Genomic DNA, 24,548 nt, shown 5'->3' on the forward strand with positions numbered 1-24,548 from the left:
TCCTCGCGGCTCTCGGCTGGACGACGGTCACGCGCGCCTTGCACCTCGCCGACTGGTCGTTCATCGACTACGTGAACCTCCCCTTCCACGAGGCGGGGCACATCTTCTTCTCCCCCTTCGGCTCGACGCTCCACATCCTCGGGGGGACGCTCCTCGAGCTGATCGTTCCCGCGCTCCTCGGGGTGAACTTCTTCTTCCGCGATCGCCGCCTCCCCGGCGCGGCGTTCTGCCTCTGGTGGTTCGGCGAGAACTTCATCTACATCGCGCGCTACATGGCCGACGCGCGCGACCTCGAGCTCCCGCTCGTCGGCGGCGGCCACCACGACTGGAACGAGCTCTTCTACCGCTTCGGCCTGCTCTCGGAGACGTCGGTCGCGCGCATCTCGTCGCTGACGCACGCCGCCGGCGTCGTCATCATGCTCGCGGGCCTCGCGTGGCTCGCCTACTTCGCGCTTCCCGAGGCGAGACGCAACGCCGTCCGCGACGCGCTCACGACGAGGTGGCCCGGGGCCGCGATCTTTCTCGAGTGAGGCCGTTGACGCCGCGGGGCGGTTCCGGACAGACTGTCGCCTTCCGAACCGACCCATGGGGGACACGTTCATGACGCGAGGTCGCTCCCTGCTTTCCATCCTCCCGATCGTCATCGCCCTCGTCGCCGCGGTCCCCGTCGCCGCCGCGACGTACGACGTCGAGGCGTACCTGAACATCCGGGGGGCCTCGGCCGCCGGCCTCTCCCCCGACGGAAAGACGGTCGCCTTCCTGACCAACGTCACGGGCTCGAACCAGGTCTGGACGGTTCCCGCATCCGGAGGGTGGCCCGAGCAGATCACCTTTTTCTCCGATCGCGTCGCCTCGGTCGCCTGGTCGCCGAAGGGGGACTTCATCGCCTTCTCGAAGGACACCGGGGGGGACGAGAACTACCAGATCCAGATCGTCACGCCCGACGGGTCCCAGCGCCTCGCTCTCACGTCGAACCCCGCGGTCCGGCACGACTACGGTGGCTGGTCGCGCGACGGCCGGCTCCTGTCGTACGCGTCGAACGAGCGCGACAGGAAATTCTTCGACGTCTACGTCATGGAGAGCGGCACGTGGAAGGCGCGGCGCGTGACCGAGCAGAACGCCTACGTGCAGGCGGGGCCCTTCTCGACCGACGGCCGGAAGATGATCGTGTCGCGGCAGAACGGAAGCCTCGACAACGATCTGCTCCTCGTCGATCTCGCCGCGCCGGGACCCGCGAAGGACGCGCCCCTTCTGACGCCGCACGACGGGGTCGCCTCCTTCCGTCCGCTCGGCTTCACGGCCGACGACCAGGGCGTCTGGATCCTCTCGGACGCGGGGCGCGAGTTCACCGCCCTCGGCCGCCTCGATCTCGCGACGAAGAAGATCACCTGGGTCCGCGAGCCGAAGTGGGACGTGAACGGCGCGCTCCTCTCCCTCGACGGGAAGACGCTCGCCCTCGTCACGAACGAGGACGGCCGCGACTCGCTGAGCCTTCTCGACACGGCGACGGGAAGGGACAAGACCGCGCCGAGAATCCCTGAAGGGCAGATCGGCGCGATGCGCTTCTCTGGCGACGGCCACCTCCTCGCCCTCACCTCGAGCGGCCCGGCGCGCAACGGCGACGTGTGGCTCGTGGATCTCGCGGGCGGGTCGGTCTCGCAGGTCACGCGCTCTTCGACCGCCGGCATCCCGCGCGCGTCGTTCGTCGAGCCAAAGCTGGTCCGGTACAAGAGCTTCGACGGCCTCGAGATCCCCTCGTGGCTCTACCTGCCCGGCGGCGCGGCCGGCGCGGTCCCCTGCATCGTCGCGCCGCACGGCGGGCCCGAGGGGCAGACGACCGCCGACTTCTCCCCCACGATCCAGTTCTACCTGAGCCGCGGCTTCGCCGTCTGGGCGCCCAACGTCCGCGGCTCCACGGGGTACGGCAAGACCTTCACGCATCTCGACGACGTGAGGAAGCGCGAGGACTCGGTGAAGGATCTCGCGGCGGGCGTCGACTGGCTGAAGGCCTCGGGGTCGATCGACCCGAAGAGGCTCGCCGTCCTCGGGGGGTCGTACGGCGGGTACATGACGCTCGCGGCGATCACGCTCTACCCCGAACTCTGGGCGGCCGCCGTGGACTCGTTCGGCATCGCGGACTTCCGGACCTTTTTCGGGAAGACCGCCTCGTACCGCGTGAGCCTGAGGGCCTCGGAGTACGGCGACCCGGTGAAGGACGCGGAGTTCCTCGACTCGATCTCGCCGATCCGGAAAGTGGATCGGATCCGCGCTCCGCTCCTCGTCCTCCAGGGGGCGAACGACCCCCGCGTCCCGCAGGCGGAGGCGGAGCAGATCGTCGCGGCGATCAAGGCCCGCAATGGAACCGTCGACTACATCCTCTTCCCCGATGAGGGACACGGCTGGACGAAGCTCGCGAACCGGATCACGGCGCTGCGCGCGACCGGCGAGTTCCTCGAGAAGCACCTGGCGGTGGCGCGATGATCCGCCGCGCCCTCCTCGTTGCGTTTCTCGCGCTCGTCGCCCCGACCCTCGCCGGCGCCGCGACCGAGGAGGTCGCCGTCGTGAAGACTTCCTTCGGCGAGATCGTCTGGCGCTTCTTCGAGAAGGACGCCCCGGGCCACACCGCGTACGTGAAGGAGCTGATCCGCCGCGGCTTCTACGACGGGACGACCTTTCACCGCGTCATCCCCCACTTCGTCGTGCAGGGAGGGGATCCCAACTCGAAGAACGACGATCGCCTGGACGACGGCGAGGGGGAGGGGGACCGTCGCCTCAAGGCCGAGTTCAGCCAGACGCTGCACTACCGCCCCGGCACCGTCGGCATGGCGCGCGACGCCGATCCCGACTCGGGATCGTGCCAGTTCTTCATCGCCCTCGAGAACATCCCCCGGCTCGACGGCCGCTACACGATCTTCGGCGAGGTGATCTCGGGGCTGGAAGTCGCGCGGCGGATCGCCGAAGCGCCCCGCGATCTGCGCGACAACCCGCTCGAGGCGATCCAGGTCACGGTGCGCCTCGAGACGCGCGAGGCGCCGGCGAGGCTCGTCTCGCTCGAGGCGGCCGCCTCGGGAGAGACGGTCACCGGCCCGACCAAGCCGAAGCCCTACGATCCGAAGAACGTCCTCTGGAAGGCGCCGACCGTGCGATCCGATCAGACCGACCTGACCTTCGACTACGTTGAGGAGGCGCGCCCGCGCCTCGACGTCGTCGTCGACATCGACGGGAGCGTCCTCGACGTGAGGTTCGTCGCCCTCGACACGCCCCACGCCGCGGATATCCGCAGGAGCGTCCTCAAGTGGAAGTTCACCCCCGCGGGGTACGACGGCAAGCGGCAGAAGGTCCGCTTCGAGATCGAGAGCGACGGCACCGAGATGGGGCCCCCCACCGGCCCCGGCTCGCCGATGGAGATCGCTTCGGCGACGAGCGCGCCCGTCCCGTCGGTGCGCGTCGATCTCCGGGCCGGGAAGAAGGCGCCGGGGAAGGCGGCGAAGCTCCGCCTCACGATCGACGAGAGCGGCGCGGTGACCGAGGCGGCGCTCCAGTCGGGGTCGGGCGACGACGCCCTCGATGCCGCGGCCGTCGAGACGGCGAGGAAGATGCTCTTCGCCCCGGCCACGCGGAAGTGGGGTCCCGCCCGCGACGCCGATCCGGCCGCCGTCTACCTGGACGTCGCGGCGCGCTTCGTCGAAGCGGAGAAGTAGCGGCGCGGCGCGCCGTCCGGCGGCCGCGCGAGGTCTCCGGGCCAGAGCGCGCAGCCGTTGCGATCCGCCACGGAGTCCGCCCCCCCGCGCGGGTGGCGTCCCTCTTGCAGCGCTGTATCCGTCGAGGTTTCGCACACCCTCGCTCGCGACGACCCGCGCCATCGCGCGCCCACCCAGTGCTCGCGAGGCGATCATGAAAAAGCTCCTCCTTTTCAGCACCGCCACCTTCGTGCTTCTCCTGCTCACGACGACGCCGGCGGCCGCAGCCGCGCCGGGCGGCTACACCCTCGTGGGGTGGAACAACCTCGGCATGCACTGCATGGACGCGGACTACTCCGTCTTCTCGCTCCTCCCTCCGTACAACACGATCCACGCGCAGCTCGTCGATCCGCAGGGAGTGCTCCTGACGCCGGCCGCCGGCGTGACCGTCCAGTACGAGGCGGTCGCCGACACGTCGGGGTCGATCAACACGACCTCCGTCGGGAAGACCAACTTCTGGACGCACGTTCTCGACCTCTTCGGCGCCTCCCCGGCCCCGGACATGGGGCTCGCGGGGCGCGCGATGCCCGGCCCGGCCAACACGCCCAGGCCGATGGCCTTCGATCCCGCGTTCGGGTGGTTCATCGCCGAGGGGATCCCGATCACGCCGCGCGACGACGCGGGCGCGCACAACCCGTACCCGATGATGCGCCTCACGGCGCGGGACTCGGCGGGGGCCGTCCTCGCCACGACCGACATCGTCCTCCCCGTCTCCGACGAGATGACCTGCACCGCCTGCCACGCCTCGGGGTCGAACGCCGCCGCCGCGCCGCTGACGGGGTGGATCAACGACCCCGATCCGACGATCGACTTCAGGCTGAACATCCTCCTCAGGCACGATCAGGGGAAGGGGGCCGGCGCCGCCTACCGGCAGGCGCTGATCGACGCCGGCTACGACGAGACGGGGCTCTACGCGACCGCCACCTCGGGCGGCAAGCCGATCCTCTGCGCGCGCTGCCACGCCTCGAACGCCCTGCCGGGAACCGGCCTCGCCGGAATTCCGGCGTTGACCAACTCGATGCACGCCCTCCACGCGCCGGTCGTCGATCCCGCCACCGGCCTCACGCTCGACGCGAGCGCGAACCGGGGCGCCTGCTACCGGTGCCATCCCGGCTCGACGACGCGCTGCCTCCGCGGAGCGATGGGGAGCGCGGTCGCGGCCGACGGGACGATGAAGATGCAGTGCCAGAGCTGCCACGGCTCGATGGCTGCGGTCGGCGACCCCGCGCGGCAGGGGTGGCTCGACGAGCCCGACTGCCAGAGCTGCCACACCGGGACGGAGACGCACAACAACGGGCAGATCCGCTACACGTCGGCCTTCGAGTCGAGCGGCCGGCCGCGCGCCGCCATCGACCGCACCTTCGCGACGACCCCCGACGCCCCGGCCCCCGGCCTTTCTCTGTTCAGATTCTCCACGGGCCACGGCGGCCTCGCGTGCGAGGCGTGCCACGGATCGACGCACGCGGAGTTCCCCTCCTCGCACGCCAACGACAACGTCCAGAGCGCCCGCATTCAGGGGGCGATAGGGCCTCTCGCGGAGTGCGGCGCCTGCCACGCGACGACCCCCGCGACCGTCACGGGCGGGCCGCACGGCATGCACCCGGTCGGCCAGAGCTGGTTCGCGAAGCACTCGGACGTCGTCGAGCAGTCGGGCACCGCCGGCTGCCAGGCCTGCCACGGCCTCGACTTCAGGGGAACCGTCCTCTCGTACGCGCGCGCCGATCGCACCGTGACCGCCTTCGGATCCACGAAGAGCTTCTGGCGCGGGTTCGAGGTCGGCTGCTACGCCTGCCATCGAGGGCCGAAGAGCGACAGCCGGAACCCCAACCACCCGCCGCGGGTCCAGAACGCCGCCGCCTCCACGATCTCCCGGGTGGCCGTCCCGATCCCGCTCCACGCGACCGACGCGGACGGCGACCCCCTGACGCTTCGCGTCGTCAGCCAGCCGGCCCACGGCACCGTCGCCCTCGCCGGCGCCACCGCCTCGTACGTGTCGGAGGCGGGGTTCAGCGGCGCCGACGCCTTCACCTTCGCCGCGTGGGACGGCCAGACGGACGGGAACCTCGGCTCCGCCTCGATCGCCGTCTCGACGAACAACTGCGCGCTCGACTGCTCCGCCTCGGTCCCGACGATCGCGCACGAGGGGACGCCCGTCCCCTTCCAGGCCTTCGCCGCCCCGTCGGGGTGCGCCGGTTCGGCGGCGTTCGCGTGGACCTTCGGCGACGGATCGACCGGCGCCGCAGCCTCGATGAGCCACGTCTACGCGACGTCCGGGATCTTCGACTGGGCTCTTTCCGTCTCGGTCGCCGGCCTCACCTGCGCCCGGAGCGGCGCGATCCGGATCGAAGGGCTGCCGCCGAACGTGACGTCCATCCGGAAGCTCTCGGGCCCCTTCCGGATCGTCGTCATCGGGAGTAACTTCCATCCCGGTCTGCAGGTCGAGATCCACGGCTCGCCGTTCCCGGGGGTCGTGCAGCGCGGCACGACGAAGCTCACGCTGAGGGGAGGATCGGCCCTTCGCGCCCTCTTCCCGGCCGGCACCGAGGTGATGATCCGGTTCATCAATCCCGACGACGCGAAGCAGAGCGTCATCATGTACAACGTGACGACGAACGCGTGGCGGACGATTCCGTGACGTGAGCGGCATATCCGTTGCAGTTCTCAGGGGCGGCGGTGCCGAAAGCCCAATGACCCACGCCGAATCAACGGCTTCGCGGCGCCGGCGCAACGGGGAGCGCCAATCCCCGCCTCATGGAGCCCGCGATGAGGAAAATGCCGCAGCTCGACTACGCGAAGAGCCCCTTCCTTATTATCTGGGAGACGACCCAGGCCTGTGACCTCGCCTGCCACCACTGCCGGGCCTCGGCTCAGCCGGAGCACCACCCGGGAGAGCTGACGACCGCCGAGGCGGAGGATCTGCTGAAGCAGACCTCGGAGCTCGGCACGCCGATCTTCATCCTGAGCGGCGGCGACCCCCTCAAGCGCCACGACCTCTGCCACCTCGTCCGCTTCGGCGCCGATCTCGGATTGCGGATGGCGACGATCCCGGCGGCGACCCCCCTTCTCACCGAGGAGGTCGTCCGGAAGCTCAAGGAGGCGGGCCTCAGCCAGATGGCCCTGAGCCTCGATTACCCGCGCGAGGAGCTGCACGACAGATTCCGCGGCGTCCCGGGCGCCTTCGCGAAGACGATGAAGGCGATCGAGTGGGCGCACGCGCAGAAGCTCCCGCTGCAGATCAACACGACCCTCACCGCCGAGTCGGCGCCGTACCTCGAGGAGATGGCGGCGCTGGTCCAGAAGGCAGGCATCGTCTTCTGGGAGGTCTTCTTCCTCGTCCCGATGGGGCGCGGCACGAACCTCGGCGGTCTCACGGCCGATCAGTGCGAGAAGATCTTCGAGATCCTCTACCAGGTGCAGAAGAAGTCGACCTTCCTCGTGAAGATCACCGAGGCTCCGCACTACCGCCGCTACGTCTCGCAGAGAGAGCGCGAGGAGACGGAAGCAGGATCGCGCGGCAACGGCGGTCCGCCGACCACTCACGGCCCCGTGAACGAGCTGCCGAAACAGCTCATCCGCACCGAGGGGCCGGGGCACACGATCGGCCTCGCCGCGCAGGGAGTGAACTCGGGGAACGGCTTTCTCTTCGTGTCGCACACCGGCGAGGTCTTCCCGAGCGGCTTCCTGCCGATCTCGGCGGGGAGTTTGAGGGAGAAGAGCCTCGCGTGGCTCTACCGCGACTCGTCCGTCTTCCGCGAGCTGCGCGAGCCCTCGAAGTTCCTCGGGGTCTGCGGCGTCTGCGAGTTCAACCGGATCTGCGGCGGATCACGGTCGCGCGCCCTCGCCCTCGTCGGCAACCACCTCGCGAGCGATCCCTGGTGCGCCTACAAGCCGGCGGGATACGTGCCCGCGCCGGAGGTGGTGACGCGGATCGGGAGGCGGTGAGGGAAGTCGGATCCCAGAACGAGCGAGACACGATCAAACGCACCGACGCCCGTGGGTGCGACCTGTTTGTCGCTGCCTCCAGAGTCCAACCGTTACGCGGTTAGTGCGGGGCGTGCTTCAGCCGTCGTGCCGGCGCTCGGCCGTTCCTCTCCCGAGTTGATCCCTAGCCCACTCCCCGGTACGCTCTCGCCGCGACGGTTCAGGACAATGATTCACTGACACCGCTTTGAACAGGCGCGCTCTCGTTGAGGACTGACAACCTAGCGGAAACATGCGGGAATCTCGGATCCGCAACTACGACGCTACTGGAACGATCTCCCGGTGGCGCGCCTTCACGATCTTGATCTAGCACGCTAGGATTCCTTGACCACGGTCCTCGAAAGGATTCTAAGCACGACAAGCAGCCTCCATCACGAACGGAAGTTTCGGAATGGCTCAGCCGCCACGTCGCACAGGGTATAGAGGAGTGCCGCCAGAACGACATCGCAGCGCCCCATACCGACGAGGTAAACAAGGGCGTCCTCGTCTGGCTCGCCCTCCACTACATTGACGATGATCCCCAGTCGCTGTTTTTCGTGGACGGTACTGGGGACGGCGGCATAGACATCGCCTCCATCGCTTCGGACGAGAGTTCGTTCACGGTGACGATTTTCCAAGTGTGCCGACCCCAGCTCCCGAGCATCGTCGAGGGGCGTCTCGTCAAGTCGCGGGAGAAATTCGCCGACGATGTTCGCAGAGTCCGTTACGAGATCACGGGCGAACGCAAGCGCCTTCGAGATCTGAACGCGACTGCCGAGCTTGTCCTTAGACAAGTTCAAGAGGCGCGAGAATCGGGTCTAGACGCAAACCCTCCACCAATCCGCGTCCGCATCGAGATCCAGCCGCTCTCCCTCAAAGAGGCACATCCGGACGCTCGGCGCGAACTGGTCGAATTGGCCGCCGAGGCCCGCGATGGCTGGTCCGGCGAATACGAGAAATGGACGGTCCATGACGTCAAGGATGTCTTCGACCTATTCGTTGACTACCAGCGACGTCGGCCTACTGACCAGAGTCCCGAGCACCTGGATCTCCACACATTCGGCGGAAAGGTCGCCCAAAATCATGCAGAACGCGGTCCCTTCCTCTGCTTCGTCTCCGGGTTCGAACTTGTCGCGGCATACCGTCGATGGGGGGCGGGACTGCTCGACGCGAATCTCCGGTACGCACTCGGTGCCACCGATGTGAACCGAATCCTGGAGAACGCCCTGAAGCATCCAGGCTCGGTAAAGCGATTCCACGAGCGCAACAACGGAATCGTTCTAACGTGCAACGCCTGTCGAGTGCGCGAAGACACGATTCGTCTGTCCGCACCCCAAGTAGTAAATGGCGGACAGACACTCCACAGCATCGCTACGGTGATTGACGACTTGGAAGGGATCCCGCTGGAGCAGAAGTCGCCTGAGCAACGGCGTCTACTCGATGACTTGAAGTCCGACCTTCGACTGAGCGCTCGCATTGTCTGCGTCTCTGGAGGTGCATCAACCCAAGCTGACCAGATTGCGATCGCGAGCAATACACAGAACAAGTTGTCCGATCGCACGATGCACTCGGCTCATATCGAGTCGCGCAATCTCCGGATGAAGCTGGCCGCGCTTTCGCCCGCATGGTTCGCAGTTACGAAGGACAAGGAATGGGAGGCGGTCTCGCCACACAAATCACTTCTTCAATCGAAGACCGGCGGCCATACCATCAAGGATTTCCATGTGGACGGCAAACGGTACCGCAGAGTCGACAACACCGACCTCGGGGTGTCGCTCTTGGCATTCTGGGGGTTTGGTTTTGACGCTAGGCCGTCCAAGCTGTTCGCGAAATCGCACTTTCAGACGACGTTCGGATCGCGGGTGAAACCGGGGAAGTGGGAGGAACTCTCGCGGCGACCTGCTGAGTGGGAGGGCCCTCGTTTCGGTGAGATCTTCGAGGCCGGCCAGACGTCCGGCCATGCATGGCTTCTGGCATATGTCTGTTGGGCTTATTGGAAGGAGTACACGTTTCCCGAATCACGCCAACTTGTGATGGCGTACGAGGAGGAGGCTGAGCGCAATCCGCAGTTCAAGCGATGGCTCAAAGGGAAGAGTTGGGACGATGTCCCGACGGAAGACTGGGATAGAATTCTAAACAACCCCGGAAGTTGTTACTGGGTTGAACAGGTTGCCAAGTCTGCCTGCCTTGTACTTATGTATGAAAGCATGCGCGTGCTTCAAAGGGTGTTCGGCGACCTAGACGACGAGACCTGCCATCGAGCGCTGCGGCTGCCGCAGTTCGCGGACTTGTTTGCGGGAAAGTCGATCGACATCGCAGGTGATTTCCGTCGCGGTTCCCTTTCCGACGGGCCGCTCACGGCACTCGGGCGAATACTCCACTATGCCTGCTCGCTTCTCTGGACTAGGTATGAAAGTCAGATCCGTAACATGGGGTACCGCCATCAGGTACTCCTTCAACCCGAATGGATTAGTCGCTTGAGTGAGGAAGTCGATCAAGTGTGCACGAGAATTGGTGAACCAGCGTTCAGGCACTCCAGTCGACTGGAGGGGGCATCCGACCGGAAAATCGAGATCTCAAGACTTAGTGATCTGTTTGCAGAACAACACGTGTCGTAGATCAAGGCGCGTGTGGTGGAGCAGATCCAGCCAGTCTTGTGACCATCCGAGCGGGCGTCGGGGGTACCGGGCACTCCCGCCTGATCTCCCCCAACGCCCCCGAAGTTTACAGATCACACGTACCTCGATCTCCAGAGGTGGACCGCGCGGCGGGCAAAATCTGCCTGACGTCGGTCCAGGAGTGCCAACGTCCACTCCTCCGGTGCCATCAAGGAAATGTCTCGAGTCATTACGTACCGACTGCGCGCGAACTCCGAAACCTTTTCAGCGTAGGCAGCGTTTCCTACCTGCCGGTTCGCCGCCGCTTCAAGGAGCGTTAGGTTTCCCAAGCGATATACCGCCCCAGCCCAGTGCTCTGCAGGAAATGCGCCCGCCCACTCGTCGGAGGGATTCTCGGGAAGGATGTGCTCAATCGTGGCGGGGTCCGTGCTTGGATCGATTGCGTGTCCTGCACGATCACTCTCGATGCGGGACAAGATGTACTTTGCAAGTTTCTTACTCTGGCCGTCTGTGTCGATCTCGAACCGGGCAAAGTCCTGCTCAAACTTCTGGTCCGCGACATAAGCCGACCGCACGAGTTGGAATACGCGCGCCGGTTCACTCTCCCGACCCTCGAGCAACTCCTTCGCGGCCTTGTGGTACACGGGCTCGAGCGCGTTCGGGTTTAGGCCGCTGACCTTGTAGCGAAAGGAAAGCCCGCTCACCAACTCGAGAACTTTCACGAACGATTGCCGGTCCAGTTTCTCCCATGCTGCGAACAGCAGGGGCGTGGCCTGTCCGACTCGAAACAAGTTCAGCTCAACGATCGGTGCCCTCGCGTCGGGGTGTTCAATCCACAACGAATGAGTTGGTTCGGTCAGCGCTGAAAACAGTTCGGCTCGGGCCTCGAGTTTCCCGATGAGCTCAAACACGCCTCGGTCGTCTGCGACTTCACGACGAATCAGCTTGAATACTGTACGCGACCGGACGCGCGCGTGCGTGCACTGAAGGTGATATCGAAGAAACTCCGGAAATCGCTCTTGGCCGACCGTGCCGATCATCGACTGCCAGCGTCTTTGAAGCGCGCTGCGATCTGATTCAACGCGTACTAGAGAGAATATGTAGTTCTTGAGGAGATCGGTCGACGAGAGCTCTATCCCCCGGGCATTCAGGGTCTCGAACACGGTATACGCGTTCAACTCGTCGTCCACGGTAATCAGGATGAAAATGAGCTGGCGGGCCACAACTTCTGACAGTAGTTCGGCGAGCTTTAGGCCATCCGTCTTGATCTCCGCGACGTCGTCGAGCCGCGCGCTGAAGTACTGGAAACACTCGGAGAGCAGTCTGCTTGACTTGGGCAGTGTGCGAGGATTGCGTGGCGGCCTAAGCTGAACGATGTAGTCCTGAAAGAATGGATCATCCGCAGCATTTAGCGACAGCTTGCTGCTCTCAAGGAGAGACGCGGGATCCTTCTCACCTACGAAACGGTGCCGGAGCGCCTGAGCTCGGTCGCGATTCTTCGAAGGCTCGTGATTCGCGGTGGCAAGGGATTCCAACTTCTGGATTACAACCAGCGCAAGAACCGTCAGCGTCGCAAGGCGCTGCTGACCGTCAATGATCTGGAACTGTCGATCGCTCTGGGCTTCGACGACCATGGCACCCATGTAGTGCCGCCCGTCCGGGTCGCGCCTGAGTTCCAAGATGTCGTTCCAGAGGTCTTCCCACTGCTCTTCCTGCCAGGCGTAGTCACGTTGATAGGGGGGGACCCGGTACACGCGGCCGTTTCCCACGAGGTCTAGGAAACTCTGAGTGTGCGTGTTCAGGAGATTCGTTTTCGCCATCTCCGATCTCCGCGTCCGCAACGATCATTCCTGCCCCTTCCGAGGCGATCCGTATCCATCGTATCGCACTCGGGCGCTGAATTCAGAATCCGGTAGCTCCCTACTGGCTCGTCGGCAGGCCGTACCGCTCCTTGTAGAAGGCGTCGATCTTCGCGCGATCCTCGGGGGACATCCCCTTCTTCCACGCGTGCTCCGGTGAGTCGAGGATCGCCTTGATGACCCTGGCGACGGCGGGGTCCCCCTTCGACGCCGCCTCGGCCTTCGGCAGGAAGTCGAAGTAGAAGCGCTCGGCAACCTCGAAGAAGCCGTGCCACTGCGTGTAGTCGGGGCCCTGCATCGACGCCCCCATCCGCGCCCGCCTCCCCTCGTGGTGCCAGAGGCGGTAGAAGCTCCACTCCACCTCCTCGTCGAAGGGGGTCGGCGTCAGCTTCCCGGCGGCGCGGAGCGCGCTCATCACGTCCTGGGCCGGCGTCCCGAACTTCCGGTTCCAGATCTCGACGGCGCCGTCGTACGAAGAGTAGAAGGCGTTCACGAAGTCGGGGCCGTGGCAGGCCGAGCACGTGTCCTTCATCGCCGCCCGCCGCGCGTCGGCGTTCTCGAGCTTCTTGCTGATGACGGGGCGAAGCGTCCAGGAGATGCGCGCCCCCACGTCGTGCGTGACCGCCTGCGTCCGCGTCGCCGACATGTGGCACGTCGCGCACGTCGGTGCGGCGGTGTAATCCTCGCCCACGACCCATTTCTCGGACCCCAGGTTCATCTGATCCTTCTGGGTGTTGTAGGCGATGCCGTGCTTGCTCTCCTCGTAGATCTCGATCTGCGGATGGTCGGGGCCCATGTGGCACTTGCCGCAGACCTCGGGCTGGCGCGCCATCGCGCGGCTGAACGTGTGGCGCGAGTGGCAGGCGGTGCACGAGCCTCGAGAGCCGTCGAGGTTCACGCGCCCGATGCCGGTGTTCGGCCAGGTCATCGGGTCGAGGATCGGCTTTCCTGCGGCGTCCTTCTTCGTTATCGCGACCTCGGATCCGTGGCACTGGCGGCAACCGTTCGCCGCCGCGAGGGGACCCTCGATCACCTCGCCCAGCACGTTGTCGAGGGAGCCGATGAACTGCGTCGCCTTCGAGTGGTGCGAGCGATCGAACTCGTCCGTCTCCTTCGCGTGGCACGGCGAGCAGTCCTTCGGGGAGACGACGGTCGCGATGCGCTGGCCCTCGTGCATGAAGGCGTCCCTGTCCCCCTCCTCCGCCATGTGGCACTCGTAGCAGCCGACCCCCTCCTTGGCGTGGCGGCTCGCCCGCCACTGCGCCGCGATGGCGGGAGTCCTCTGCTCGTGGCAGGCGACGCACTTGCGGCTCTCCTCGCCGAGCTGAGCTTCTCCCGCCGGGGCCGTCTGCGCGCCTCTCGCGGGGGTCGCGAGGGCGACGGCGGCGAGTGCGAGGCCGAGGGCGAAGCGTGCCGGGGGTCGAGACATCGTGGATTCTCGTCGATGAGTGTGAGAGGGGGGTTCAGAATCCGACGGTGAGCATAACGTAGCCCCAGTCCTGCGGGTCGTCGCCGCGCGAGCTCTTCGCGAAATGCGCCGGGAGGAAGCGGCTGTATCCCGCCTCGATCGTCGCCTTCTCCTTCAGCGCGAAGCGGTACGTCAGATCGGTCTCCGAGCCGACGGCCGTGCCCGACGATCCCGTCGCGTCGAAGCCGAGGACGTTTCCCCCGGCGTCCTTCCACGGCCCGGCGGCGTTCTCGAGGCTGAAGGCGTGCACCTTCGCCTGCGCGAAGTGCCTTCCCTTCGACCACGACGCGCCGGCATAGGGGCTCCGGATGTTCCTCCACCCCTCGAGGTCCGCGTAGCCGTAATGAATGTGGTTCGTGGGGAAGAAGTTGAAGAACTCCTCGCGCTTCCCGTCGGCGTTGTTCCTGTCGCCGGTGGCGAGATCGTACCCGCCGAAGACCCTGAGGTGATGCTGGCTCCCCCAGTTGACGCCGCCCTGCGCCGCCGCCGCGGAGGCCGAGAGGTCGTCCCCCTTGAGGCTCCCCCTCTCGATCGCCGCCTCGACGTTCAGATCGAAGGGACCGAAGCGATCCTTCATCCGCGCGCCGAAGGCGTCGACGCGCGACGTCCCGAGGGCGCCGGTCTCGCCCGCCGCGGCGACGTTGTCGGCGAACTCGAGCCAGTAGCCGCCGTACTCGCCCGATTTCCGGGGTGCGGCCTGGTACTCGACGCCGTACAGGTCGCTCCCGTGCGTGGCCGCGCCGACGGTGGTATTGGAGATCCGCGCGACGAGGCCGTCGACGAACCACCCCTCCTTCGCGTAATGGATCTTCGCGCCGTCGAAGGAGCGGCCGACGTTGTTCCAGGAGTAGTTGCCGATCATCCGGTGCTCGCCGTAGGCCCACTCCTGCCGCCCGATCGTGAGGCCGAGGCCGGGCGCCCCGGCCTTCCGGATCTCGAGATACCCCTGATGCAGATCGAGGTTGCGCTCGCTCGTGGTCGTCGCCGTCGCGGGGACGGCGGACTCCTCCCCCGCCTCGCGCGAGTCCTGGGCCTGGACGAAGACGCGGTAGTCGTCCTTGATGTTCACGGTGAAGCCGAGCCGGAGCCGCATGAACTGATCGCGCACGTCGTCGTCGACCGCGCGGTTCAGATCGAGGTTGTTCCGCCACTCGGGGCGGAACCGCGCCTCCCCGTTGAGCGTCCAGGTGACGTCCTTCCTCGCCTCGTCGGCCCGGGCGCCGGCGATTCCGGCGAGGCCGAGGGAGATCATGACGGCGGAAACGGCTCTTAGCGGGAGTCGGGTTCGCATGCGGGCCTCCGTGAGAGCGCGCCGGCATGGCGGCTCGGAGGCGAATCTATCGGGGCTGTCCGCGCCCGTCTATGACGGAGATCACCTCGCGGGTCAGGAGTGCTTCCCGCTCCGGTAGAAGCGCACCTCGGCGCGCTCCAGCGTGGCCAGCCCCTCGGAGATGGCGGGGTCGATGAGGGCGAGGAAGGCCTCGACCTTCTCGCGCACGTCCACGATCTCGACGACGATCGGGAGATCGAGAGACAGGCGCTCGATCTTCGAGGTGTGCATCCGGCTGTGGGCGCCGTACCCCATCATCCCCCGGAGAACGGTCGCCCCGGCGAGCCCCTGCTCGCGCGCCGTCAGGACGATCCACTCGTGGAGCGGTTTCCCTTCGTGGCGATCGCTCTCGCCGATGAAGATTCGGAGGAGGCATCCTTCCTGGGGCAGCACGATCCCGTCACCTCCAGATGAGCTGCACGACCGCACGGCCGACCCAGACGGCGCCGATCGCGAGGACGACGTGCAGGAGGACGTTGCCGGCGGCGAGCCATCCGTCGCGCTCGCGCAGGAGGTTCATCGTCTCGTTGCCGAACGCCGAGAAGGTCGTGAAGCCGCCGAGGACGCCGACCATGGCGAACGTCCTCGCCTCCGCCGAGAGGAGCGACCGGGCGTCTGCGAGCTCCGAGAGGGCGCCGATCAGGAAGCAGCCGAGGACGTTGACCGCGAGGGTGCCGAAGGGGAAGAGCCCTGGAGTCCGGTCCTGCACGAGTCCGCCCACCCAATACCGGGCGATCGAGCCCAGGAACCCGCCGGCGCCGACGAGCAGGACCTTCACCACGCGGTCAGGCGCTCACGGAAAGACGTCGATCGAGACGACGTCGCTCACGCCGCCGACCGGAGGCGTCTTCCGCTTCCCGAAGATCTGGATGAAGAGGGCCTGCGGGCCGGCGGCGCCGTTCGCGCACGCCTTCTTCCATTTCTTCACGGGAGGAGTGTACGCGGTCGTCTTCAGCAGGGTGCTGCCGCTGTTGACGGACGCGCCCTTCCCGAAGGCCGGATCCCACGCGATCGTCACCCGGAACTTGGAGTACCCGCCCGGGAGCCACTGCACCGTCGGCGGGACGATGGGAATGGTCGTGCAGAAGAAGGGCATCCCCTCGGGGGGGGTGATGATCGTGATGTCGCAGTCGTCCCCCTGACCGTCGGCGTCGAAGTCGGCCTGCGTCGGGTTGTAGAGGTTCGCGCAGTTGTCGCACGCGTCGCCCGCGCCGTCGCCATCCGAATCGGCCTGCGTCGGGTTGTAGGCCGCCGGGCAGTTGTCCGAGCTGTCGCAGACGCCGTCGTTGTCGTTGTCGCCGGCCGGGCAGTTCGGATCGGTCACGGTCACGGTGATCGACCCCGAGCAGGGGACGAGCTGCGCGTCGGTGCCCATCACCATCGCGTGCTTCACCCCCGAGGTCACGTAGTCGTGCATCACGACCTGCCCCGCGGCGTGCGGCGAGCCGTCGCCGAAGTCCCACATGAAGTCGTAGCTGTTCGGATCGCCGCCGGACGCCGAGCCTGTGAAGGTGACGCTCAGCGGGGCGTCCCCGGAGTTCGGATCGGCGACCCCCGAGCAGACGAGATCGGTCACGATGATGGGGCTCACGCACTGCGACATCGTGTGGGTGGCGTCGGTGACCTTGAGGATCACGTCGTACTCCCCGAGATCGGCGAACGTGTGCGGCGGGTTCTGGCTCGTGCTCGTCCCCGTGTCCTTGAAATCCCACGCGAAGGTGTAGGGGCCGACGCCGCCCGAGACGTTGGCCGTGAAGTGCACGTCGAGAGGCGGCGGGCCGACCGAGACGTCCGGCATGATGCTGCACGTCAGCGCGGGGGCCGGAGTGACGATGACCGACGCCGTCATCGACTGCCCGTGGACGACGCAGAAGTAGGGAAACGTCCCCGCGGTGTTGAACGTGTTCTGAAAGGTCCCCGACGACTGGATGGCGGAGCCGAACTTCGAGTCCGCGGTGCAGAAGCCGCTCGAGCAGGTCCCGCTCGTCACGCTGTGGGGGGTGGTCCCGGTGTTCATCCAGGTCCAGACGACCGTGTCCCCCTGGTTGATCGTCGGGTGGGCCGGGTTGAAGAGGTTGTTGACGACGGCGACGTTCACCGTCGCGGCCGGGAGTGCCGACGGCAGGAGAAGCGCGGCCCCCACCGCAAGGATCAGCCGGGCGCGGGAATGGTCCATGCGTCATCTCCTCCTCGGGACTGTCGGACGGTGCCCACAGTCTAGATCAGCGCCGGCCTCCAAGCACTGCCGGGGTCAACAGTTCTGGTCGAGGGAGCCGCTGTTCCAGCGGCCGCGCCCTACGGTTCGAAGAGGGAGCTGATCTCCCGAAAGCTCGCCGCCTCGCGCGCGAAGGTGAAGGTGCCGCTCTCGAGCATCTCGCGCGCGGCTCTCATGAAGGCGCCCAGCGCGGCGCGCGACAGGGCGCTCCCGACGCTCACGCGCTTCACGCCGATCGCCGAGAGCTCCGCGAGGCTCAGCTCCGCCCCCTGGAGCCCCATCAGGACGTTCACGGGGCGATCGACGGCGCGGACCACGGCGGCGATGTCGTCGCGGCTCAGGAGCCCCGGCGCGTAGAGGACATCGGCCCCCGCCTCCTGGTAGGCCCGGAGGCGCCGGATCGTGTCGCCGAAGTCGGGACGCCCTACGAGGAAGTTCTCGGCGCGCGCGGTCAGGGTGAATGGAACCGGAAGCGAGCGCACGACGCCCGCCGCCGCGCGGATGCGCGCAACGGCGAGCGGGAGATCGTAGATCGGATCCGCCGGGCGGCCGGTTGAGTCCTCGATCGATCCGCCGGCGAGCCCCGCCGCGGCGGCGCGGCGGATCGTCTCGGCGACCGTCCCCGGATCGTCGCCGAAGCCGTTCTCGAGGTCCGCGCTGACCGGGAGGTCGGTCGCCGCGACGATCTCCGCCACGTGCGCCAGCATCCGATCGCGCCCCACCGTGTTGTCCCGCCGACCGATCGAGAAGGCGTACCCCGCGCTCGTCGTCGCCAGCGCCTCGAAGCCGAGATGGGCCAGGATCCGCGCCGTCCCCGCGTCGTACGGGTTCGGGATGATGAACGCGCCCGCCCGCGCGTGAAGCGCCTGGAAGGCCTTCGCTTTCTCCGATTGGGTTCGCATCACAGCCTCACGTGACGGAGGGGACGCTCGCAGGCAACTCGTCCCACGTTCGCCCTTCGAGCATACGGCCCGACTTCTTCTTGTTGAACCCGCCCCACTGCTTGAAGAAGAACGCCACTCCCGCTGAGCGGCTCTGAGACTTGATGTCGAGAACCCAACCCTCTTCCATGGGTCTCGCTCGAGGCCCTGACTCGCCGCCGGCGATGACCCAGTCGATCCCGTCCAGATTCAAGTCACGCAGGGGTCCCAGGAGCGGCTCGAGCGACAGGAACTTGACTGCTGCCCGCGTACCGCGCAGATCATCGATGCGCGACACGTAGTCCTGCCTCTCCACGCTGACACCCATCCAGACATTCGGAGGCCACGCCAGAGTCGGCGCGAGCTCGAGCAGGCGGTCCGAGCGCTTCGTCAACACCTGGAAATGGTGCCAGGACGCGCGTCGCATGACGTCGAACGTCCGCTGAATGAACGCGACCGGAACGGCTTCATGAAACATGTCGCTCATGGAGTTGACGAAAATCTTCTGGGGCTTCTTCCAGGTCAAGGGAGCTTCGAGCGAATCCTCGTGCAGCGTCAGCTCGAATCCTTTCGCGTATCGCGGCTGGCCCATGGCCTGGAGCCGTTTCGCCATTCGCTCGGCATAGCAGAACTTGCACCCCGGGCTGATCTTGTCGCAGCCGGTCAACGGGTTCCAGGTCGATTCGGTCCACTCGATGGAGGACTGGGCCATTAACTACCTCGCGTGTCATGGTCGCAGAATCTACGGTGGGGCTTCTCCCTCATGCGCCTGCGCTTCGTGGGCCCCTAGCCGAGGAAAGGCTTAAATAACCAACCGTCTGCGTTCAAAGGACTTATGGTCATCCCACCCTTGCGTCCCCCACCTGGCTTAAACAAGACTAGGCCCAAATCGGGAGGTATCTGGCGAACTTCCGTGAGGTCCCCACCCTGGCATCCCACTTCATCAGCCCCGCCTGAACACTCGGGCACTCGGTCATGCGGTGGCCTCGGAAAGGGCTTGATTGAATCTCAGAAAGCTCGTCGAACGGCTACGGCTCGGAACGAGCTGGGCACCAAGGGTCGCCGCCGCTTCCACCTTGCGTAGCCCGGTCCGAAAATATCCGTGCCGTTGCAGGATGCGCTCGAATGCCTCCCACGTGCCGCCGGCAATTGCGTCTGGGTTGCGAAAGCCCTTGCGCGTCGGAATCCGTGGAGACACCCGCGGGTATGCGTTGCACACAGCCTCCCAGTCGCCGAAGTACCATGCCTCCAACTCCTCGATCGCAATGCGATTCACGAGTTGCCACGACCGCGCGCCTGCCGTCGTTGGCGTGCGTAGCCTTGCTCTTGTGGCCATTGCTTCGAGTCGGTTCCTGAGCTCAGAGCAGGTGTCACCATCACGGTCGACCACCACAAAGATGCGCCAGTCGTGGGGCAACCAGCTGGCATAGCCGCGGAGGCGTTTCTGCAATTTCCCCAGGAGATCGGACTTGCCCTGGAAGGGATGTACTTCAAACGTGCGGCCAGCCGGCAAGAGGCGTGGCAACAAGGCTCGGAGGAATGCCTCCATCGAGGGCTCCTCGACCAGCAGTACCAGGTGAATCGCAGTCACCTCTTGCGACCTCCTTGCGGACGTGTCGGCGCCCCCTGGTTCACGAGCGGATCACCGACCCCGAGCTGCCCCTCCATCCACAAGTGCCCGAGCAAGGCGCCGTTCTCTACGAACTCAGCTACGCCCTGCAGGTCTGCCGCGCGCTGGGTTTGGGAGTAGCCCTGCTCATCGCGCCAAAGAACGCGCACCTCGCTGGGGTGCAGTCCATTCAGAAAAAAAGGCGAATGCGTCGTCACCAGGAGTTGCGTGCGCTCACTCGCGGCGCGGCATTCCTCGGCGAGATCCGGCAACAGCCGGGGATGCAGAAAGTTCTCGGGCTCTTCGATACCGATAAAGGGCGGTGGCATGGGATCGTGGAGCAGAACGAGATAGGCCAACATCTTGAGCGTACCGTCGGATGCGAACCGAGCCAGAACCGGATGAGCGAATGGAGCGTCCTTGATCTGAAGCAGCAGCCGGCCGTCGGGCATCGCCTCTGCGAGTACGCGTTCGATGCGAGGTACGCGTCGGCGGAGAACCTCAAAGATGCGATCGAGCTGCTTCGGGTGCTGCTCGCTCAAGTACTGAATGACGTTGGCCAGGTTGTCGCCGCTCTTGCTCAACCTCTCCTGTGGCCCAGCCTCAGGTTGCCCGCGCGCGCTGTCGGCCGAGAGATAGGAGACGTACCAGCCGGTGATGAAATCCCGGAGCGCCGCGACACGCGGATGCTCAGCGAACTGGCCGAGCGCATTGACTGCCAGCAAATCGGCGGACTTCAGGGGGACTTCCACCCGCCGAGCTTCTTCGTCCGGAAGTTCGCCACTGACTGCCCGGCCTTGTCCGTGGCGGTAGTCCAGAAAGCGAAACGGCTTGCCGTGCTGGCCACGGCGCCATTGCAGCCATTCCTCCACGACGACGGGACCACCACCAGTTTCTTCGACAGCCAGGTGGTACGTGATCAGCGGATAATCTGGCTCCTTGTACTTGATCTCGATCGACAGGGCTCCGTCGCCACCTCGAGACTTGATCTCCTTCGCCCTACCCCTCTTGTCCCACGCTCGACGCAAACCGAGCTCGAAACATTCCGCGAGAAACGCAAACACGTCGAAAACCGTGGACTTGCCGCTCCCGTTGGGCCCGAGAAGCACCGTGAGGGGGGTCAAGTCCCTGAACTCGACCTCGTGCAGAGCTCGAAAGTTCTTCACTCTCAGATACTCAATGCGCGCCGGTGTTCGAAGGTCTGTCGCCGTGTTTCTCATGCCGCTTCCTCAATGAGTTCGTCAGCATCTCGAAAGCGCCGGCCGTCGAACGTGTGGCAACAAACGAATCCGATCCATGCGCCGACCGTCGACCCAACGACACGGTTGCATTCGAGCAAGGGCCATCCACGAAAACGAATTCGACCAATTCAGGATTCGGATGAGTCCTGAACCGACGCTGGCAAGCCTACCATCCTTCTGGGCAGTCTCGATCATCGCGACGGCCGAAGCCGCCAGCCACCTGCGCACGGATCGCGCCGCTCGCCCCCTCACCTCCCCTGCGCCCCCAGCTCGTCGATCATCCGCTGCGCGAAGGTCGATCCGGGGACGAGGCGGCGCAGCTCGAGAAACGCCTCGCGCGCGCCGGCGCGATCCCCGGACTCGGCGAGCGAGAGGCCGAGGAGCCCCCAGGCGACCGAGTTCCTCGGGCGGGCGGCGACGGCGAGGCGCAGCTCGGCCGCCGCCTCGGCGAAGCGCCGCTGATTCCGGAGCGCCGAGCCGAGGATCGTCCGGGCGACCGAGTTCATGGCGGGGCGGCCCGGAAGAGACTCCGGGGCGCCGACGGCGCGGCGCGCCTCCGCCTCGATCTCGGGCGGAGTCCCGAGCGCCGCCGTCCCCGCGGTCGAGAGAAATCGGGCGGGATCGATGACGCGGTACGCGGCGCGCCCGACGAGCCCCTCGGTCGCCGGCGCGCGCTTCACGTAGAGCACCGCGACGTCGTCGAAGTAGACGAGCGCCCAGGCGGGATCGGCCGAGAGGAAGCCGACGGCCCCCGAGACCGACTCGCTCTGCCACGCGAGGAGGGCGAGATCCGCGGGGTACCGCCCCTCGAGATCGCGGAAGGCCTCCGCCGTCTCGAACCCCGCCCGGTACGCCCGCAGGAACGGGCCCCCGAAGACCTCGAGTCGCGAGTCGATCGAGGTCGCGAGAGAGGGCCACGCCGCCCACGTCACGTAGGTGCCGAAGGAGAGCGACGTCATCACGCGCCCCGTGAGCCCCGCGTCGCGCGCGAAGCGGAGCGCCTCGACGGGGATGTTCTCGCCGATCCCCCGCCCCGGCCGCCGCCACTCCGCACGCTCCCACGGCACGCCGACGGTCGCGGTGAACAGAGCGGTGGCGGCGACGAGCGCGACGGCGATCCAGGCGCGCCACGCGGGGAGCACGCGGCCGCCGATCCGCGCCGCCAGCGCCGCCCCCGCGCGCGCGAGTAGGGGGGCCGTCACGACGCCGAGGAGGCTCACGTGCCGGCGCGAGGTGATCGAGAGGGCGGCGAAGGCCACCGCCGTCAGCGCGCAGGCGAAATCGCGCCGCCTCAGGGCCCACACCGCGGCGGCGAGCGTCGCCGCCAGCCAGAGGGCGTAGATCCAGAAGAGAGGCGTCAGGACGAAGGGGTCGGCGAACGGGCTCTTCCACTCGAGGATCAGCTCGCGGAAGATCGGATCGCCGAAGCTCGCGGCGAGCGCGTAGATGCGCGCGCCGTACGGGTTGACGAGGGAGGCGGCGGCCAGGAGCGGCGGCAGCGCGAGCCACGGAGCGCGCGCGCGCCGCGACGCGACCATGTCGCCGGCCGCAAACGTTCCGGCGAGAAGGATCCCGACGACGAATCCGCCGTGGAGGTTGGCCCACAGGAGCTGGAGCGCGGCGAGGGAGGCGATCCAAAGCCACCGCTCGAGATCCGTGGGCGCCGCCGCCAGCCGCGGGAGGATCCACGCGAAGACCGCGGCGAAGAGGAGCGTGAAGAGGTGCGGCCGGATGAAGAGGTGCGAGGCGACGAGAAGGGCGGCCCCGAGCGTCGCCAGCGCCGCGGCCGCGGCGGCCCCGGCCCCGGCCCCGGCCGACTCGATCGACGCCCTGTAGACGATCGCCAGCGTCGCCGCGAAAAGCAGCGCCTTCAGGAGCGTCAACCCGTCGAGCCCCGCGATCGCGTGCGCCGAGGCGAAGACGATCTGGCTCAGCCACTCGTGATCGACAATCGCCTCGCCGGCGCGCGTGTAGGTGTACTCCTCGACGCGCGGGACGGCGCCGCGCTCGAGGATCAGGGAGCCGGTCCTGAGATGGAGCCAGATGTCGTTGTTCGAGATCGGCGTGAAGCAGAGCGCCGCGGTGAGGAGGAGGAACGCGCCGGCGAGGCCGGCTCTCTGGCCCTTCGAGCTCATCGAGCGCGCAGAATATCACCCGCGACGGGCCTTACTTTCGGCGCGCGCCGCGCGGTAGAATGCCGTCGCCATGAAGAACGTCCACGACAGCGTCATCGACCTCATCGGAAACACGCCGATCGTGCGCCTGAAGAAGATGGGGCGCGAGACGGGTGCGACCTTCTACGCCAAGCTCGAGTATTTGAACCCCGGCGCCTCCATCAAGGACCGCATCGCCGTCCAGATGATCGCGGACGCAGAGTCGAGCGGCGCCCTGAAGCCGGGGGGAACCATCGTCGAGTGCACGTCGGGTAACACCGGCATGGGGCTCGCCATGGTCGGCGCCGCGCGCGGCTACAAGGCGGTGCTCGTCATGCCCGACAAGGTCAGCGAAGAGAAGATCAAGGCGCTCCGGGCCTTCGGCGCCCGCGTCGTGACGACGCCGACGGCGGTGCAGCCCGAGGATCCGCGATCCTATTACTCCGTCGCGCGGCGCATCTCGGAGGAGACGCCGGGCGCCTTCTTCGCGAACCAGTACCACAACATGTCGAACCCCCTCGCGCACGAGAGGACGACCGGCCCCGAGATCTGGGAGCAGATGGGGCCCGAGCTCGACGCCATCGTCATCGCCTCCGGCACGGGCGGCACGCTCTCGGGGATCGCGAAGGTCGTCAAGGCGAAGAAGCCCTCCATCAAGATGGTGTGCGTCGATCCTCTCGGGTCGATCTACTTCGACCTCTGGCGCACCGGGAAGATGATCACCACCACCAAGTCCTACAAGGTCGAGGGGTTCGGCGAGGACTTCATGCCGAGCACGATGGACTGGAAGTGCGTCGACGAAGTCATTCAGGTCGACGATCGCGAGTGCTTCGTCGCCACGCGCGAGCTGACGCGCACCGAGGGGCTCTTCACCGGCGGGTCGGGAGGAGGCGCGGTCGCAGGGGCCATCAAGTACGCGAAGGCCCATCCCGAGGCGAAGACGATCCTCATCATCCTCCCCGACTCGGGCTCGCGGTATCTGAGCAAGGTCTTCGACGACGATTGGATGCGCGAGAACTCCTTCCTCGACGAGGGGGCGCGCCACGGCACCGTCGCCGATCTCATCGCGAGGCGCGGGCAGCCTCTCGTCGCGGCGAGGCCCGGCGACAGCGTCACGGCGGTGATCGGCCAGATGAAGTCCAAGGGGATCTCGCAGATCCCCGTCCTCGACGGCGGGAAGCTCCTCGGGATGATCGCCGAGGTGACGCTGTTGAAGGGGATGCTGCGCGACCCGGCGACGACCGATCGCGCCGTCGGCGACATGGTCTCCCACAATTACACCGTCGTCGCCCCCGACACCCCCGTCGGCAAGCTCGCGACGATCTTCACCGCCGGCCACGTCGCCCTCGTGCAGGACGCCGGGAAGATCACGGCGGTCCTCACCAACATCGACCTCATCGACTACCTCGCGGGGGCGCTGAACTAGAGGGCGGAC

Annotated in this window: 18 protein-coding genes; 7 read left to right on the forward strand and 11 right to left on the reverse strand. The window is 66.6% G+C overall.

What is annotated here, in order from left to right; genetic code table 11:
- The 6 genes from HY049_06985 to HY049_07010 all read left to right on the forward strand — a co-directional run.
- On the forward strand, positions 1-530 hold a 530-nt coding region (locus tag HY049_06985), incomplete at its 5' end, for a hypothetical protein (GenBank protein ID MBI3448642.1).
- A 70-nt stretch (positions 531-600) separates the two neighbouring features.
- Positions 601-2,481, forward strand: coding sequence for a S9 family peptidase (locus HY049_06990; GenBank protein MBI3448643.1), 1,881 nt, complete (start codon positions 601-603; stop codon positions 2,479-2,481).
- Complete coding sequence (locus tag HY049_06995) at positions 2,478-3,701, forward strand: TonB family protein (protein ID MBI3448644.1); 1,224 nt, start codon at positions 2,478-2,480, stop codon at positions 3,699-3,701. The genes HY049_06990 and HY049_06995 overlap by 4 nt, the downstream gene beginning before the upstream one ends.
- A 193-nt stretch (positions 3,702-3,894) precedes the next feature.
- Positions 3,895-6,375, forward strand: coding sequence for a PKD domain-containing protein (locus HY049_07000; GenBank protein ID MBI3448645.1), 2,481 nt, complete (start codon positions 3,895-3,897; stop codon positions 6,373-6,375).
- Between the two features lie 128 nt (positions 6,376-6,503).
- Complete coding sequence (locus HY049_07005; GenBank protein MBI3448646.1) at positions 6,504-7,682, forward strand: TIGR04053 family radical SAM/SPASM domain-containing protein; 1,179 nt, start codon at positions 6,504-6,506, stop codon at positions 7,680-7,682.
- 641 nt (positions 7,683-8,323) lie between these two features.
- Positions 8,324-10,318 carry an AIPR family protein gene (locus tag HY049_07010; GenBank protein ID MBI3448647.1) on the forward strand — a complete coding sequence of 665 codons (1,995 nt, stop codon included), beginning with the start codon at positions 8,324-8,326 and terminating at the stop codon, positions 10,316-10,318.
- Between the two features lie 113 nt (positions 10,319-10,431).
- Here HY049_07010 and HY049_07015 read toward each other — a convergent pair whose 3' ends face one another.
- From HY049_07015 to HY049_07065, 11 genes are all read right to left on the reverse strand, one after another.
- Positions 10,432-12,138: a DUF262 domain-containing protein gene (locus tag HY049_07015; GenBank protein MBI3448648.1), complete on the reverse strand. Its 1,707-nt coding sequence runs from the start codon at positions 12,136-12,138 to the stop codon at positions 10,432-10,434.
- A gap of 100 nt (positions 12,139-12,238) precedes the next feature.
- Positions 12,239-13,606 (reverse strand): cytochrome c3 family protein, encoded by a 1,368-nt coding sequence (locus HY049_07020; GenBank protein ID MBI3448649.1) that lies wholly within the window; start codon positions 13,604-13,606, stop codon positions 12,239-12,241.
- Between the two features lie 34 nt (positions 13,607-13,640).
- On the reverse strand, positions 13,641-14,936 hold the full coding sequence (locus HY049_07025) for an alginate export family protein (protein MBI3448650.1): 1,296 nt from the start codon (positions 14,934-14,936) through the stop codon (positions 13,641-13,643).
- A gap of 93 nt (positions 14,937-15,029) precedes the next feature.
- Positions 15,030-15,371, reverse strand: a complete 342-nt coding sequence (locus HY049_07030; GenBank protein ID MBI3448651.1) for a DUF190 domain-containing protein — start codon at positions 15,369-15,371, stop codon at positions 15,030-15,032.
- A gap of 4 nt (positions 15,372-15,375) precedes the next feature.
- On the reverse strand, positions 15,376-15,756 hold the full coding sequence (gene crcB / locus HY049_07035; protein ID MBI3448652.1) for a fluoride efflux transporter CrcB: 381 nt from the start codon (positions 15,754-15,756) through the stop codon (positions 15,376-15,378).
- Positions 15,757-15,768: 12 nt separating this feature from the next.
- Positions 15,769-17,151 carry a PKD domain-containing protein gene (locus HY049_07040; protein ID MBI3448653.1) on the reverse strand — a complete coding sequence of 461 codons (1,383 nt, stop codon included), beginning with the start codon at positions 17,149-17,151 and terminating at the stop codon, positions 15,769-15,771.
- A 119-nt stretch (positions 17,152-17,270) separates the two neighbouring features.
- On the reverse strand, positions 17,271-18,092 hold the full coding sequence (locus tag HY049_07045) for an isocitrate lyase/phosphoenolpyruvate mutase family protein (GenBank protein MBI3448654.1): 822 nt from the start codon (positions 18,090-18,092) through the stop codon (positions 17,271-17,273).
- A 7-nt stretch (positions 18,093-18,099) separates the two neighbouring features.
- Positions 18,100-18,822 (reverse strand): phage Gp37/Gp68 family protein, encoded by a 723-nt coding sequence (locus HY049_07050; protein MBI3448655.1) that lies wholly within the window; start codon positions 18,820-18,822, stop codon positions 18,100-18,102.
- A 261-nt stretch (positions 18,823-19,083) separates the two neighbouring features.
- The gene (locus HY049_07055) at positions 19,084-19,701 is read right to left on the reverse strand and encodes a DUF4276 family protein (GenBank protein MBI3448656.1); all 618 of its coding nucleotides are present in this window, start codon (positions 19,699-19,701) and stop codon (positions 19,084-19,086) included.
- A complete protein-coding gene (locus tag HY049_07060) occupies positions 19,698-20,939 on the reverse strand; it encodes an AAA family ATPase (GenBank protein ID MBI3448657.1) in 1,242 nt (413 codons plus the stop codon). Before HY049_07060 ends, HY049_07055 begins: the two co-directional genes overlap by 4 nt.
- Positions 20,940-21,208: 269 nt before the next feature.
- A complete protein-coding gene (locus HY049_07065; protein MBI3448658.1) occupies positions 21,209-23,095 on the reverse strand; it encodes a hypothetical protein in 1,887 nt (628 codons plus the stop codon).
- Between the two features lie 70 nt (positions 23,096-23,165).
- Here HY049_07065 and HY049_07070 point away from each other — a divergent pair, with 70 nt between their 5' ends.
- A complete protein-coding gene (locus tag HY049_07070) occupies positions 23,166-24,539 on the forward strand; it encodes a pyridoxal-phosphate dependent enzyme (GenBank protein ID MBI3448659.1) in 1,374 nt (457 codons plus the stop codon).
- The last annotated feature ends 9 nt before the right edge of the window (positions 24,540-24,548 follow it).

The sequence above is a fragment of the Acidobacteriota bacterium genome (assembly GCA_016195325.1).
GTDB lineage: Bacteria > Acidobacteriota > Polarisedimenticolia > JACPZX01 > JACPZX01 > JACPZX01.